Raw genomic sequence first — 13,326 nt, 5'->3', positions numbered from 1 at the left:
TTCGCTCATCACTGAGTGGGTCGCGCGGCGCCGAACCCGTGGGGTGCGGGTTCGGCGCCGGCGGACTGTGGGCCCTACGCGCCGGCGATCGGGACGCGCAGGCCGGAGTCGGACTCCGACGCGCCCAGCCCGGCGAGCGGGCTGGTCTCGCAGGCCCGGTCCGGCCGCCCCATGCCCAGCTGCAACATGACCGGGGCCTTCTTGCCGAGCGTCGTGCGCGAGTGGTTGACCTCGGACTTCGGGATCACGTGGTCCTCGCCCCGGGAGGCCAGGGCCTGCTCGCCGAAGCCGCGCACGCACTCCGGGTCCGGCCCGTCGAGCGGGAGGCCGGTGAAGAACTTGGCCGCCATGCAGCCGCCCTGGCAGGTGTCGTAGTGCTGGCACCCCGAGCAGGCCCCACCGGTCTGCGGCTGGCGCAGCTCGGTGAACAGCTCCGAGTGCTCCCAGACCTCCTGGAAGCCGCCGGGCGAGCGGACGTTGCCGGCCAGGAAGTTCTCGTGGATCGCGAACGGGCAGGCGTACACGTCGCCGACCGGGTCGATCAGGCACACCACGCGCCCGGCGCCGCACAGGTTCAGCCCGGGCAGGGCCTCGCCGAAGGCCGAGAGGTGGAAGAACGAGTCGCCCGTCAGCACCTGGTCGCCGCGGGAGACGAGCCAGTCGTACATCTGCTTCTGCTGGCTGGGCAGCGGGTGCAGCTCGTCCCACACGTCCGCGCCGCGGCCGGACGGGCGCAGGCGGGTGATCCGCAGCTGGGCGCCGTACTTGTCCGCGATCGCCTTGAACTCGTCGAGCTGGTCGACGTTCTGCCGGGTCATGACGACCGAGATCTTCGGCTGCTCGAAGCCCGCCTCGGCCAGGTTCTCCAGCGCGCGGATCGCCATGTCGTACGAGCCGGGGCCGCGGACGTAGTCGTTGACCTCGGGGGTGGCGCCGTCGATCGAGATCTGGACGTCGACGTAGTCGGTGCGCGCGAGCTGGGCGGCGCGCTTCTTGTCGATCTTCAGGCCGTTGGTCGAGAACTTGACCCCGACGTTGTGGTCGATCGAGTAGTCGAGCAGCTCCCAGAAGTCCGGGCGCACCGTCGGCTCGCCGCCGCCGATGTTGATGTAGAAGACCTGCATCCGCTGCAGCTCGTCGATCACGGTCTTCGCCTCGGCCGTGGTCAGCTCGCGCGGGTCGCGGCGGCCCGACGACGAGAGACAGTGCGCGCAGGCGAGGTTGCAGGCGTAGGTGAGCTCCCACGTCAGACAGATGGGGGAGTTCAGGCCGTACTGGAAATGGTCGACCAGCTTCATCGGGGGCACTCCGAAAGAACGTGGTGGGTCAGCGGGCTTCGATCGTCCCGGAGGCGGCCAGACCGGCCAGGGCCGCCACGTAGGCGGGGCGCTGGGCCTCCTCGACGCCGGCCGCCTCGATCGCGGAGTGGACGTCCGGGTGGTTCTCCAGGCCCTTGACGACCTCCACCAGCGGGAGGGTCTTCAGGAACGAGAGCTTGCGGGTGCCGAAGTGGTAGACGAGGGCGCCGAACGGCTCCGGGCGCAGCGACACCTGGGGGCTGCAGCGGTACGGGGCGCCGGGGTCGAAGTCGACCCCGACGGCACCGTCTGCGCCCGGCGCGGTCTTAGTAGACACCGCACATACCGTCGATGGAGACCTCCTCGACGAGGGTCTCCTCGACGACGGGGGCGTCCTCGACCTGCGCGGACTGCTGATCAACGGGGGCCATGCGAACCTCCTGGTGACGTCGGTGTCGGGCCTCACGGACGATATTGGCACCCGGTGCCTAAAGCAAGGGGTGACCTCGGGGCCCGTCCGTTAGGAGAGGGCACCGTGATCACCGCAACGCCCCGTCGCCGCAGGTGGGACGGCATGCTGGGCCCGTGACCCTGCTCCATCTGACGACCCCCGCCGAGTGGCGCGCCGCCCTGCGGACCGGGGTCGTCGCCCCGCCCTCGCTCGCCGAGGTGGGCTTCGTGCACCTGTCGACGGCGGCGCAGGTCGCCCTCCCGGCCACGCGCCTGTTCGCCGGCCGCCGCGACCTCCTGCTGCTCGCCGTCGACGCGGGAGGGCTCGACGTCCGGTGGGAGCCCGGGGTCCCCGGCGACCCGGAGTCGATGCGCTTCCCGCACGTGTACGAGCCCGTGCCGGTGACCGCGGTGATCGCCGTGTCGGCCTACCGCCCGCTTCCGGACGGCACGTTCGCCGCACCGCCCGAGCCGCCGGAGCGGGCCGATCACGCCGCCCGGCTGCGCGCCTTCGCGGACTCGCTGCCCCGCCGGCTCGCCACGACCGAGGTCCCGGTGGTGGGCGGTGTGGCCGTCCTGCAGGCGGACGTGCCGTGGTCGCACGCCACCAACCAGCTGCTGGTCGACGACGGCACCCCGGCCCAGGACATCGCGGCCGAGGCCGACCGGGTGCTCGGCGGCGCCGGCCGCGCCCACCGCTGCGTGACGGTCCGGGGCACCGATCCCGGCCCCGTCGCCCGCGAGCTCGGCCGCTCCGGCTGGTACGTGCAGCACGAGGTCGTCATGGCCCGCACGCCCGCGCCCGCCGGCCCCGGCGCCGAGGAGGTCTCCCTCGACGACATCCGGGACGTCTGGGTCGGGGCCTGGCGCACGGACCTGCCCGCGGACGATCCGCTGCGGCTCCGGCTGCCGGACCGCTACCTCGTCGACGACGCCGGCGTGGACGTCCGGTTCCTCGCCGTGCGGGACGACGACCGGGTCGTCGCGGCCGCCGCGCTCGAGCTGGACGGGGCGACGGCGGTGCTCGAGGCGGTCGAGACGGTGGCCTCAGCGCGGGGCCGCGGGCACGCGAACGCCCTGCTCAACGGCGCCCTGACGGTCGCCGCGAAGGCCGGTTGCGACCTCCTCGCGCTCGACGCCCTGGCCGACGGCTGGCCGCGCGGGTGGTACGCCCGCCACGGCTTCGCGGTGGTCGACGAGACGTGGGCGGCCAGCCGTCGGTAATCGCCAGTAAGTGGCGACAAGGCGTCGTTCCCCCCTCCGTCGGAACGGTTTCCGCCCCCACCTCTTGACGGTTTCCGTGGCCTTGCCCTGTGCCGGGCGTCACCTCGCTCCTAGCGTCGCCGTCGACCCGATCGGTCGGCTCTGCAGGCATCGCCGCCGGCCGACCCCACCTGCACCAGAAAGGGCTGCCATGCAGGTCGACGAACTGCTCAAGCCGTTCCCGCTCAAGGAGTTCCACCCGTTCCCCAAGGCGCTGATGGGCCCGGGTGCGCACGAGATGATCGGGCCGGAGGCCCTGAAGCTCGGCTTCAAGAAGACCCTGGTCATGACGTCCGGCCTGCGCGGTACCGACATCGTCCACAAGATCGTCGAGTCGATGAAGTACCACGGCCTCGAGGTCGTCCTCTACGACCAGGTCGAGTCGAACCCCAAGGACTACAACGTCATGGACGCTGTGGGCCTCTACCAGCAGAACAACTGCGACTCGTTCGTCTCGATCGGCGGCGGGTCCAGCCACGACGCCTGCAAGGGCGCCCGCATCTCGGTGGCCCACGACGGCCGCAACGTCAACGAGTTCGAGGGCTTCAACAAGTCCGAGAACCCGCAGAACCCGCCGCACATCGCGGTCTCCACCACGGCCGGCACCGGCTCGGAGACCTCGTGGGCCTACGTCATCACCGACACCACGACGGACCCGGACAACCCCCACAAGTACGTCGCGTTCGACGACGCCTCGGTCACCTCCCTGGCGATCGACGACCCGGTGCTCTACTACGACTGCCCGGTCGACTACACCGCGCAGTGCGGGTTCGACGTGCTGGCGCACGCCTCCGAGCCGTACGTGTCCCGGCTGAACTTCCAGCCGTCGCTCGGCAACGCGCTGCACGCCATCAAGCTGACCGCGCAGAGCCTCCGCGCGGCCGTCTGGAACGGCCAGGACCTGCCCGGCCGCGAGGGCATGATGTACGCGCAGTACATCGCCGCCCAGGCGTTCAACTCCGGTGGTCTCGGGATCATCCACTCGATCTCCCACGCGGTGTCGGCGTTCTACGACACCCACCACGGCCTGAACAACGCCATCGCGCTGCCGCGCGTGTGGGCGTTCAACATGCCGGTCGCCTACGAGCGCTTCGCGGACATCGCGGAGGCCATGGGCATCGACACCCACGGCATGACCAAGGTGCAGGCCGCCGAGGCCGCGCTCGCCGCCGCGATCCGGCTGCTGCGCGACGTGGGCATCCCGGAGCGCTTCATCGACGTCACGGCCGACTCGTACTCGAAGAACCGGCTCGGCAAGGGCCCCACCAAGTTCTACGAGAACGAGAAGTCCATCCGTGGCGACGCCGCGGACGTCGACCGCATCACCAACCACGTCCTCGGCGACGCCTGCACCCCGGGCAACCCGAAGGAGTGCACCTTCGAGACCGTCCGCCCCGTCGTCGACCACTGCATCAACGGCGACCTGGACGACCTGCTGTCCTGACCCGTCCGTGAGTGGCGATGGTCGCTCCGGCGACCATCGCCACTCACGACGCGTGACCTGCACTTTTCGTGAGGTTCCGGCGGGCCCGCCACGCGAATCCGGCGCACACTGGACGCGTGACGGGCCCGCCGGCCTGTACGCCCCGGCTCGCTCCAGGAGCCGTCGGAAGGAGATCCGGCAGTGACGTTGCCGTCCGAGAACACCGCCCCCTTCGAGTCCGTCGACGAGGTGGTCGAGGCCCTGCGCGACCAGGGCTACATCGCCGACACCCGACTCGCCACGACGGTCTTCCTGCTCACCCGCCTCGACAAGCCGCTGCTGCTCGAGGGACCCGCCGGCGTCGGCAAGACCGAGCTCGCCAAGATGCTCGCGCTGGCCACGGGGCGGCGGCTGCTGCGCCTGCAGTGCTACGAGGGCCAGGACGAGACCAAGGCCCTGTACGAGTGGGACTACGGCAAGCAGCTCATGTACACCCAGATCCTGCGCGAGAAGATCGGGCAGGTCGTGGAGGACGCCCCCGACCTGGCCAGTGCCGTGGACCGGATCGGGCAGAACGAGAGCGTCTTCTTCTCCGAGCGCTTCCTCGCCCCCCGCCCGCTGCTCGAGGCGATCCGCTCCGAGGAGCCGGTGGTCCTGCTGATCGACGAGGTCGACCGCGCCGACGAGGCGCTCGAGGCCGTGCTGCTGGAGACCCTCGGCGAGTTCCAGATCTCGATCCCCGAGATCGGCACCTTCGCCGCGAAACAGCGCCCCTACGTCCTCCTCACGAGCAACAACACCCGCGACCTCGCGGCCGCGCTCAAGCGCCGCTGCCTGCACCTGTTCCTCGACTACCCGTCGGCCCAGCGCGAGCTGGAGATCGTGAGGTCGAAGAAGACCGGGCTGTCGGACTCGCTCGCCGAGGAGCTCGTCAACGTGGTGCGCGGGCTCCGCGAGCTGGAGCTGCGCAAGGCCCCCAGCATCTCCGAGACGATCGACTGGGCGCGCACGCTCGCCGTCCTGGGTGTGGACGAGCTGAGCTCGCAGATCCTGTCCGACACCGTGTCCGTCGTCGTCAAGTACGACAAGGACGTGAAGAAGGCGCTCGACGCGCTGCCCCGTCTCGTCGACCCCAACGCGACGATCGAGGAGCACTCGCACGGGCACGGCCACGGCCACGGGCACGGCCACGACGACGACCACTCCCACTCCTCCGACGACGGGGACGGCCCGGACGGCAGCGCGATCCGCACCGCCAAGGACACCGCGGGCCGGCACGGCGACGGCGTCTACGGCACCCCGAAGTACGCGAAGGGCACCGAGAAGGACGCGCCCGCCACGCCGCGGTCGGTGACGTCGGGGCAGGGCTCGCGCTCGTTCGGGCTGGGACGCAAGAGGGCCCTGTAATGGAGGCCAGCATCCACCGGTTCGTCCGGCTGCTGCGCATCCGCGGCGTGCGGATCTCGGTCTCCGAGGCCGTGGACGCCATGCGGTGCGCCTCGCAGCCGGGCGTGCTGGCCGACAAGTCCGTGCTCAAGGAGGCGCTGCGCGTCGCGCTGGTGAAGGACCGCCGCGACGAGGCCACCTACGACGAGGTCTTCGATCTCTTCTTCGCCCTGGTCAAGGTGGGTGAGGCGGAGACTGGGCACGGCCACGGGCACGGCCACGGCGACCTCTCCGACGACGGGGCCCTGGAGAACTTCACGCTGTCGGAGGATCCGAGCGAGACCCCGCAGCAGGGCCACGAGCACGGCAAGCCCGTGGACATCCGGGACTACTTCGACCCCGAGGACCTGGCGCAGCAGTACAACCTGCACCAGGAGGCCAACAAGATCGACCTGGCGGCGATGACCGAGGAGATCGTGTTCTCGAAGGACAACCAGGGCCAGCCGCTGTCCGAGGGCAACCGCGTCCAGATCGAGACGGACCGGCTCTCCGGTGCCGGCCTCCCCGGCGACATCGCCACCGCGACGGGGACCAAGGTGGACGCCGATCTCTCGGTGGCCCAACAGGAGGCACTGCTCGGCTGGCTGACCGCCGCCGAGGAGGAGGTGGACCAGTCCACGGAGGACGACGCCTCCGCCCTGAGACGGCGGCTCGCCGGCGTGCTCGCCAACCTGCCCGAGGCGATCAAGGCCCACCTGGAACGACTGCTGGAGATCGAGCAGCGGATCATCGACGGCGGTGAGGACGAGGGGCACGTCGCGCACGTCGACCGCGCGTCGGAGACCGAGCGGATGCAGCTCGAGGACTCGTTGCGGCGCCTGGCCAAGACGCTGCACGGGGCGCTGACGCACCGCCGCCGGGTGTCGCCCCAGGGCCGTATCGACTCCGGGCGCACCATGCGGAAGAACATGCGCTATGACGGCGTCCCGTTCACCCCCGTCACGGTGCGCCGCCAGGAGGACAAGCCGCGCCTCGTGGTGCTCGCCGACGTCTCGCTGTCCGTGCGCGCCACGGCCCGTTTCACATTGCACCTGGTCCACGGCCTGCAGGACCTGTTCGGCCAGGTGCGCTCGTTCGCCTTCGTGGACGAGATCGCCGAGATCACGGACCTGTTCGCGGACCATCCCGTGGAGCACGCGCTCGGGCTGGTGTTCGGCGGGGAGGTGATCGACGTCGACGCCAACTCGAACTACGGGCTGGCGTTCGGCCGGTTCCTGGAGGACCACGGCTCGGCCGTCACCCGCCGTTCGACGGTCCTGGTCCTCGGCGACGGGCGGGGCAACGGCAACGACCCCAACATGGAGTCGTTCATCGAGATCACCAGGCGCGCACGGGAAACCATCTGGCTCACGCCCGAGCCGCGCTACTCCTGGGGCCTGGGCCGCTGCGACCTGCCGGCGTACGCCGAGCACTGCGACCGGGTCCGCGTCGTCCGCGACCTCACGGGCCTGGAGCAGACCACGAACGACATGGCGGGCGAGCTGATCGGCCGCTAGGAGCCCCTGTGAGCGGCGATGGTCGCCATAGCGACTATCGCCACTCACGAGTCGGTCAGGATCGTGGCGCGGAGCGTCTCGGCGAGCCAGGCCTCGTAGTCGTCGCCGCTCCAGCCCCGCGCCACGGTCATCTCGTGGACGGCCGGGGAGATGAGCATCCAGACGATGTCCCGGGCGCGGGTCGCGTCCGTCCGCAGCCAGCCCCGCTCGGCCCAGTGGCCGAGGTGGATCGTCGTCCCCACCAGACGCTGCTCGTCGAGCGTGGCCGCGTAGGCCTCCAGGTCGGCGTCGCCGCCGCGTGAGGCGAGCATGACGCGCATCAGCGGCCCGGCCCGTTCGGAGATCTCGCGGGCCATCGCGGCGTACGCCGCCGCGCCCTCCTCCGGGGTCGTGGCCGCGCGGACCCGTTGCGCCGCAGGGCGATCGGCCACGGAGACCGGTTCGTCGTCGCCGGCCATCGCGACGTCGTGCACCGCCTTGAGCAGCGCCGCCTTGTTCCCGAACGTCTTGTAGACGGTCTCCTGCGACACCCCGGCACCCTCGGCGACACCGCGGATCGTGGTGCCCGCCCATCCGCTCTCCAGGAAGGCGGCCCGCGCCGCGGCGAGCACGCGCGTCCGGTTGGCCTTCGCCGCGGCAGCCCGGCCGCTGTTGTCGTACCCCACGAGAAGGCCCTTCCCTCCGAGTTCGATACAGCGTACCGTCCTCAATTGCTACAGCACACTGTATCGAATTTGGGGGGACCCATGACCAGCACGATCACGGCCGTCGACGTCGCCGTGCGCGCCATCCATCTCGTGGCCGGCGGCACGCTCGAGGAGCTCCGTGAGGTCGTCGCGCCCGGCGCGGTGAACCGCGAGGCCGTCGCGGAGCCACCGGACACCCGGGGCACCGGCCCCGAGGCCTTCTTCGCCACCGGGGAGTGGCTGCGGCGGGCCTTCTCCGACCTGTCGTTCACCATCGACGACACGGTCGCCGAGGGGGACCTGACCGTCGTCGGGTGCCGTATGTCCGGGCGGCAGACCGGACCCTTCGTCGTCCACAGGTCCGACGGCGCCGTGGAGCGGGCGTTCGCCCCCACGGGCAGACGGTTCGAGGTGCGGCAGGCGCACTTCCAGCGGGTGCGCGAGGGCAGGGTGACCGAGCACTGGGCGGTCCGCGACGACCAGGGCATGGGCCTGCAGCTCGGCTGGATCCCGCCGTCGCCGATGTTCCTGCTGCGCAGCGCGATCGCCACCCGCCGCGCGCGTCGCGGGCACCCCGCCTGATCGGCCGCGGTTCGCCCTCTCCGGTCGGAGGGTTCCGCGGTGTCCGCCGGACGGGATCGCACCCGCGCCGGCCTGCGGCTCCCTAGCGTCGAGAGGGACGAAGGGAGCCGCCATGATCGGGCTCGGGCAGCTGGACAACGATCTCGCCGGATGGCTGGACCGCACGCTCGTCGTGCCCGGGGTGCTCCCGCCGGAACGCTTCGAGGAGGCGTTCGTCGCGATCGTCACCGGCGCCGCGGCGGATCCGGACGTCGCGTGGCTCGCCTTCTACCGCAACACGATCGCCGCGCTGCAAGGTACGCCGGATCCCGGCGGCACGAACGCCGAGCTGCAGCCGGTGCACGAGCGGGCGGCGTCGCTGGTGGTGGGCGACGTCCTCGAGCTCGGGTGCTGCTTCGGGTTCCTCGCGCTGCGGCTGGCGGCGGCCGGGCACCGGGTGGTCGCCAGCGACATCACCGAGGGCACCGTCGGCCTGCTGGCCCGCATGGCGCCGCGGCTGGGGCTGCCGGTCCGGACCCTGCTGGCCGACGCCCGCGCCGTCCCGCTCCCGGACGCCTCCGTCGACACGGTGCTGGCCGTGCACCTGATCGAGCATCTCCCCGCCGAGGAGGGCAAGCTCGTGCTCGCCGAGGCGATCCGGGTGGCGCGACGACGGGTGGTCGTCGCGGTGCCGTACGAGGCGGTGCCGAACGAGACCTGGGGCCACCTCACCACGTTCGATCCCGCGGCGCTGCGCCGCCTCGGCGAGGAGTCGGGCCTGGATTTCGCGGTGAGCGAGCACCACGGCGGCTGGCTCGTCCTCGACCGCTGAGTGAGCGAACGGCACCCTCGCTCACCAGGTATGAACGAAGGTGCCGCTCGCTCCGTCAGGGCCCGAGTGAGCGAGCGGCACTCTCGCTCACCAGGTATGAACGAGAGTGCCGCTCGCTCAGGGGGTCGGGGTCAGGGGGCGGCGGTGGTCAGGGCGCGGCGGGTGAGGACCGCGGCGAGGTGGCTGCGGTACTCGGGGGTGCCGTGGGTGTCCGTGGGCGGATCGGTGCCCTCGGCGGCCTTCAGCGCCGCGTCCTCGATGCTCGCGCCGCTCGCCAGGGCCTGTTCCGTGGCGGTGGCGCGGACGGTGGTGCTGCCCATGTTCACCATGGCGACGTGCGTCGCGCCGTCCGGCATGGTCGCCACGGCGACCGCGACGATGGCCCAGTCGTTGCTGCGGCGGGTGAACTTCTCGTACGCCCAGCCCGTGGATCCGGTGCGCGGCAGGCGGATCTCGACGATCAGCTCGTCCGGCTCCTTCACCGAGGAGAAGACGCCCGTGTAGAACTCCGTGATCGGGACCGACCGGGTGCCGCGGGGGCCGCGGAGGACGATCGTGCCCTCCAGGGCGAGGACGGCGGCGGGGAGGTCGCCGGCCGGGTCGCCGTGGGCGAGCGCGCCGCCGAGGGTGCCGCGGTGGCGGACCTGCGGGTCGCCGACCGTCCGGGCGACGGCCGGGAGCAGCGCGCACTCCTTCGCGAGGACGTCGGAGATCACCAGGTCGCGGTAGCGGGTCGCGGCGCCGACGGCGACCTCGTCCCCATCGACGCGGATGTAGTTGAGCTCCGCGAGCCGGCCGATGTCGATCACCAGCTCGGGGGCCGCGAGGCGCAGCTTCATGACCGGCAGCAGGGAGTGCCCGCCGGCCAGGACGGTCGCGTCCTCGCCGTGCTCGGCGAGCAGGGCGATCGCGGCGTCCAGGGACTCGGGACGCTCGTAGGCGAAACCGACGGGGATCACCGGTCCGCCTTCCCGGCCGAGAAGCCCGGGGCGACGGTCTTGTCCTCGGTGCCCTCGCGCTGCGCGGCGTCCGGGTCCTGGCCCGCCGCGACCAGCACCGCCCGCACGATGTTGTGGTAGCCCGTGCAGCGGCAGAGGTTGCCCTCCAGGCCCTCGCGGACGTCGGACTCCGTCAGGTCGCCGCCGTGATCAGCCCGGGCCTCGTCGATGAGGCTGATCGCCGCCATCACCATCCCCGGCGTGCAGAAGCCGCACTGCAGGGCGTGCTCCTGGCGGAACGCCGCGGTGACCGGGTGATCGAGCTGCTGGGCCTCGGAGAGGCCCTCCATCGTGGTCACGGACTGCTGGTCGGTCTGGACCGCCAGCACCGTGCAGGACTTCACGGACTCGCCGTCGACGAGCACCGTGCACGCACCGCACGACGTGGTGTCGCAGCCGATGTTGGTGGCCCTGAGCCCCACGTTCTCGCGCAGGTAGTGCGCGAGCAGGGTGCGGGGTTCGACGTCGGCGCTGGTGCGCTCGCCGTTGACCGTGATCTCGACCTTCACGTGCTCACCCCCTTCTCCGCCTCGTTGATCGCTTCCCACACCCGCATCGGGGTGAGGGGCATGTCGATGTGCCGGACGCCGAGGTGCGACACGGCGTCGATCACCGCGTTGTGCACCGCGGGGCAGGACCCGATGGTCCCCGCCTCGCCGACGCCCTTGTAGCCCATGGCGTTGATGGTCGTCGGGGTCTCCATCGTGACCAGGTCGAAGCTGGGCAGCTCCGCCGCCGACGGGATCCCGTAGTCCGCGAAGGTGCCGGTGAGCGGCTGCCCCTCGTCGTCCCAGATGACCTCCTCCAGCATCGCCTGGGCGATGCCCTGCGCGATGCCGCCGTGCCGCTGGCCGTCGAAGATCAGCGGATTGAGGATCGGGCCCGCGTCGTCGACCGCCCAGATCCGCTCGACGGTCGCCTTGCCGGACTCCACGTCGACCTCGACGAGCGCGACGTGCGCGCCGAAGGGGAACGTGGGCTTCTTCGCGTCCCACTCGTGGAAGGCCTTGAGCTCCTCGCGCCCGGCCAGCTCCGCAAGGGACACACCGGTTCCAGTGCCCTTGACCGCGACCGTGCCGTTCTCCACGACGAGGTCCTCGACGGACGCCTCGAGCACGTCCGCGGCCCGCTGCTTGGCGAGCTCGACGAGGTCGACCGCGGCGTTGTGCACCGCGACGCCGCCGGTCTGCAGGCTGCGCGAGCCCATCGTCCCGGCGCCCTTGGGGATCAGGTCCGTGTCGCCGTGCTTCACGGTGATCCTGTCGATCGGGATGCCGAGCTGCTCGCTCGCCAGCATCGACCAGGCCGTCGCGTGGCCCTGCCCGTGCGGGCTCGTCCCCGTGAGGACCGTGACGGTGCCGTCCGGGTGGACCTGCACGGTGGCGTTCTCGACGAACGCGCCACCGCCGGTGATCTCCACATAGGACGAGACGCCGATCCCGAGCTGCAGCGGCCCGCCCTCGGCGCGGCGGCGTTCCTGCTCGCGCCGCAGCCCGTCGTAGTCCGCCGCCGTGCACGCCAGGTCGATCGCCCTGGCGTACTCGCCGGTGTCGTACTCGGCGCCGCCCTTCGTCGTGAAGGGGAACTTGTCCGGCGACACCACGTTCTTCCTGCGCAGCTCGGCCGGGTCCATGCCGATCTCGTCGGCGAACAGGTCCATGGCGCGCTCGATGGCCTGGGTGGCCTCGGGGCGCCCGGCGCCGCGGTAGGCCGCCGTCGACGTCGTGTTGGTGACGACGACCGTGGCCGTCGACCACACCTTCGGGATGTCGTAGGTGCCCGGCGCCATCATCCGCGTGAACATCGGCAGGGCGACGCCCAGGCGCGGGTACGCACCGGCGTCCGCGACGACGTCGAGCCGGTAGGCCTTGACGGTCCCGTCCCGGTCGCCGCCGATCGTGATGGTCTGCAGCTGGCCGCGGCCCTGCACCATCCCGGTCATGTTCTCCGAGCGGCTCTCGTTCCAGCGGACCGGCCGGCCCACCTTCTTCGCCAGCCAGCCGACCAGCGCGAACTCCGGGTCCGCGCCGATCTTCGCCCCGAACCCGCCGCCGACGTCCGGGAGGATCAGCCGCAGGTCCTTGGTGTCGAGCCCCATCCAGCCGGCGACCTCGTCGCGCGCGGACTGGGCGTTCTGCGTGGAGCAGAAGATGGTGCAGCGGCCGTCGTCGCCCCAGAAGGCGCTCGCCGCACGGGTCTCCAGCGGCGCCGCCGCGACGCGCTGGTTGACGATCTCGCGCGTGACCACGACCTCGCAGTCCGCGAAGAGGTCCGCAGGCGCCTCCTCCTTCGCGAAGTGCATCTTCGTGACGCTGTTGGTGCCGGCCTCCGGGAAGAGGAGCACCTCGTCCCGCAGGGCGTCCTTCATGGACACCACGACGTCGAGCGGGTCGTAGTCGACGTCCACCAGCTCGGCGGCGTCCTCGCCCTGGTAGGCCTCCTCGGTGAGGACGGCCGCGACCGCCTCCCCGACGTAGCGCACGGTGTCCGTGGCGAGGAAGGGCCGCACCATCTTCTTGTTCGCGCCGCCGAACAGCAGCGCGGGCGCGAGGTCGACGTCCGCGCCGGTGAAGACGGCGACGACGCCGGGGGCGCTCCTCGCCTCCTCGGCGTCGATCGACGCGATGCGCGCGTGGGCCAGCGGGGAGCGGACCAGGGTGAGGTGCAGCGCCCCGGTCAGACGCTCGTCGGTCAGGTCGTCGGTGTAGGTCGCGCCGCGGGTGAGGAACACGGGATCCTCGGTCCGCACGACACGCGTGCCCAGGATGCTCATCGCTCTCCCTTGCCGCGCAAGGTCGGCGCCGCACACAGGCGCTGTGGTGATCTTTCGCTCGCACGCTCGCTCATCGAACGCGACAGTAGTCCTGGCACGC

13 protein-coding genes are annotated in these 13,326 nt (G+C 71.5%); 6 read left to right on the top strand and 7 right to left on the bottom strand.

Annotated elements, in window-relative coordinates:
• Nucleotides 1-74 precede the first annotated feature (74 nt).
• Genes mftC through mftA form a run of 3 tightly spaced genes read right to left on the bottom strand, consistent with a single transcriptional unit; the run spans nt 75 to nt 1,729 of the window.
• Nucleotides 75-1,298, bottom strand: a complete 1,224-nt coding sequence (mftC, locus tag ABD324_RS27540) for a mycofactocin radical SAM maturase (RefSeq protein ID WP_344423315.1) — start codon at nt 1,296-1,298, stop codon at nt 75-77.
• A 28-nt stretch (nt 1,299-1,326) separates the two neighbouring features.
• Nucleotides 1,327-1,635, bottom strand: a complete 309-nt coding sequence (mftB, locus tag ABD324_RS27535; protein ID WP_344423312.1) for a mycofactocin biosynthesis chaperone MftB — start codon at nt 1,633-1,635, stop codon at nt 1,327-1,329.
• Nucleotides 1,625-1,729, bottom strand: coding sequence for a mycofactocin precursor MftA (mftA, locus tag ABD324_RS27530; protein ID WP_344423309.1), 105 nt, complete (start codon nt 1,727-1,729; stop codon nt 1,625-1,627). Before mftA ends, mftB begins: the two co-directional genes overlap by 11 nt.
• 154 nt (nt 1,730-1,883) lie before the next feature.
• On the opposite strand from mftA, the gene ABD324_RS27525 reads away from it, so the two are divergent.
• The 4 genes from ABD324_RS27525 to ABD324_RS27510 all read left to right on the top strand — a co-directional run bounded on the left by ABD324_RS27525 (nt 1,884) and on the right by ABD324_RS27510 (nt 7,376).
• On the top strand, nt 1,884-2,972 hold the full coding sequence (locus tag ABD324_RS27525) for a GNAT family N-acetyltransferase (protein ID WP_344423306.1): 1,089 nt from the start codon (nt 1,884-1,886) through the stop codon (nt 2,970-2,972).
• A 190-nt stretch (nt 2,973-3,162) separates the two neighbouring features.
• Nucleotides 3,163-4,455 carry an NDMA-dependent methanol dehydrogenase gene (gene mdo, locus ABD324_RS27520; protein WP_344423302.1) on the top strand — a complete coding sequence of 431 codons (1,293 nt, stop codon included), beginning with the start codon at nt 3,163-3,165 and terminating at the stop codon, nt 4,453-4,455.
• 180 nt (nt 4,456-4,635) lie between these two features.
• The gene (locus ABD324_RS27515; protein ID WP_344423299.1) at nt 4,636-5,841 is read left to right on the top strand and encodes an AAA family ATPase; all 1,206 of its coding nucleotides are present in this window, start codon (nt 4,636-4,638) and stop codon (nt 5,839-5,841) included.
• The gene (locus tag ABD324_RS27510) at nt 5,841-7,376 is read left to right on the top strand and encodes a VWA domain-containing protein (protein ID WP_344423296.1); all 1,536 of its coding nucleotides are present in this window, start codon (nt 5,841-5,843) and stop codon (nt 7,374-7,376) included. The genes ABD324_RS27515 and ABD324_RS27510 overlap by 1 nt, the downstream gene beginning before the upstream one ends.
• A 44-nt stretch (nt 7,377-7,420) precedes the next feature.
• On the opposite strand, the gene ABD324_RS27505 is transcribed toward ABD324_RS27510, so the two are convergent.
• Complete coding sequence (locus ABD324_RS27505) at nt 7,421-8,041, bottom strand: TetR/AcrR family transcriptional regulator (protein ID WP_344423293.1); 621 nt, start codon at nt 8,039-8,041, stop codon at nt 7,421-7,423.
• An 81-nt stretch (nt 8,042-8,122) separates the two neighbouring features.
• Between ABD324_RS27505 and ABD324_RS27500 the strand changes: the two genes are divergently transcribed.
• Complete coding sequence (locus ABD324_RS27500; RefSeq protein WP_344423290.1) at nt 8,123-8,644, top strand: ester cyclase; 522 nt, start codon at nt 8,123-8,125, stop codon at nt 8,642-8,644.
• Nucleotides 8,645-8,756: 112 nt separating this feature from the next.
• Nucleotides 8,757-9,455, top strand: a complete 699-nt coding sequence (gene mftM / locus ABD324_RS27495) for a mycofactocin oligosaccharide methyltransferase MftM (protein WP_344423287.1) — start codon at nt 8,757-8,759, stop codon at nt 9,453-9,455.
• A gap of 131 nt (nt 9,456-9,586) precedes the next feature.
• Here mftM and ABD324_RS27490 read toward each other — a convergent pair whose 3' ends face one another.
• Genes ABD324_RS27490 through ABD324_RS27480 form a run of 3 tightly spaced genes read right to left on the bottom strand, consistent with a single transcriptional unit; the run spans nt 9,587 to nt 13,226 of the window.
• The gene (locus ABD324_RS27490) at nt 9,587-10,414 is read right to left on the bottom strand and encodes an FAD binding domain-containing protein (RefSeq protein ID WP_344423285.1); all 828 of its coding nucleotides are present in this window, start codon (nt 10,412-10,414) and stop codon (nt 9,587-9,589) included.
• Complete coding sequence (locus ABD324_RS27485; protein ID WP_344423282.1) at nt 10,411-10,962, bottom strand: (2Fe-2S)-binding protein; 552 nt, start codon at nt 10,960-10,962, stop codon at nt 10,411-10,413. The genes ABD324_RS27490 and ABD324_RS27485 overlap by 4 nt, the downstream gene beginning before the upstream one ends.
• Nucleotides 10,959-13,226, bottom strand: coding sequence for a xanthine dehydrogenase family protein molybdopterin-binding subunit (locus ABD324_RS27480; RefSeq protein ID WP_344423279.1), 2,268 nt, complete (start codon nt 13,224-13,226; stop codon nt 10,959-10,961). Before ABD324_RS27480 ends, ABD324_RS27485 begins: the two co-directional genes overlap by 4 nt.
• Nucleotides 13,227-13,326: the final 100 nt, after the last annotated feature.

This window comes from Pseudonocardia ailaonensis (genome assembly GCF_039531635.1).
GTDB classification, from domain to species: Bacteria; Actinomycetota; Actinomycetes; order Mycobacteriales; family Pseudonocardiaceae; genus Pseudonocardia; species Pseudonocardia ailaonensis.
The sequence above is the reverse complement of the archived record's forward strand: the minus strand, read 5'-3'. Positions and strand labels throughout refer to the sequence as shown.

Coding starts and splice junctions, on each gene's coding strand:
- mftM (WP_344423287.1), top strand. CDS start 8,757: ATGATCGGGCTCGGGCAGCTGGACAACGATCTCGCCGGATGGCTGGAC.
- mftA (WP_344423309.1), bottom strand. CDS start 1,729: ATGGCCCCCGTTGATCAGCAGTCCGCGCAGGTCGAGGACGCCCCCGTC.
- ABD324_RS27500 (WP_344423290.1), top strand. CDS start 8,123: ATGACCAGCACGATCACGGCCGTCGACGTCGCCGTGCGCGCCATCCAT.
- ABD324_RS27510 (WP_344423296.1), top strand. CDS start 5,841: ATGGAGGCCAGCATCCACCGGTTCGTCCGGCTGCTGCGCATCCGCGGC.
- ABD324_RS27480 (WP_344423279.1), bottom strand. CDS start 13,226: ATGAGCATCCTGGGCACGCGTGTCGTGCGGACCGAGGATCCCGTGTTC.
- mdo (WP_344423302.1), top strand. CDS start 3,163: ATGCAGGTCGACGAACTGCTCAAGCCGTTCCCGCTCAAGGAGTTCCAC.
- mftC (WP_344423315.1), bottom strand. CDS start 1,298: ATGAAGCTGGTCGACCATTTCCAGTACGGCCTGAACTCCCCCATCTGT.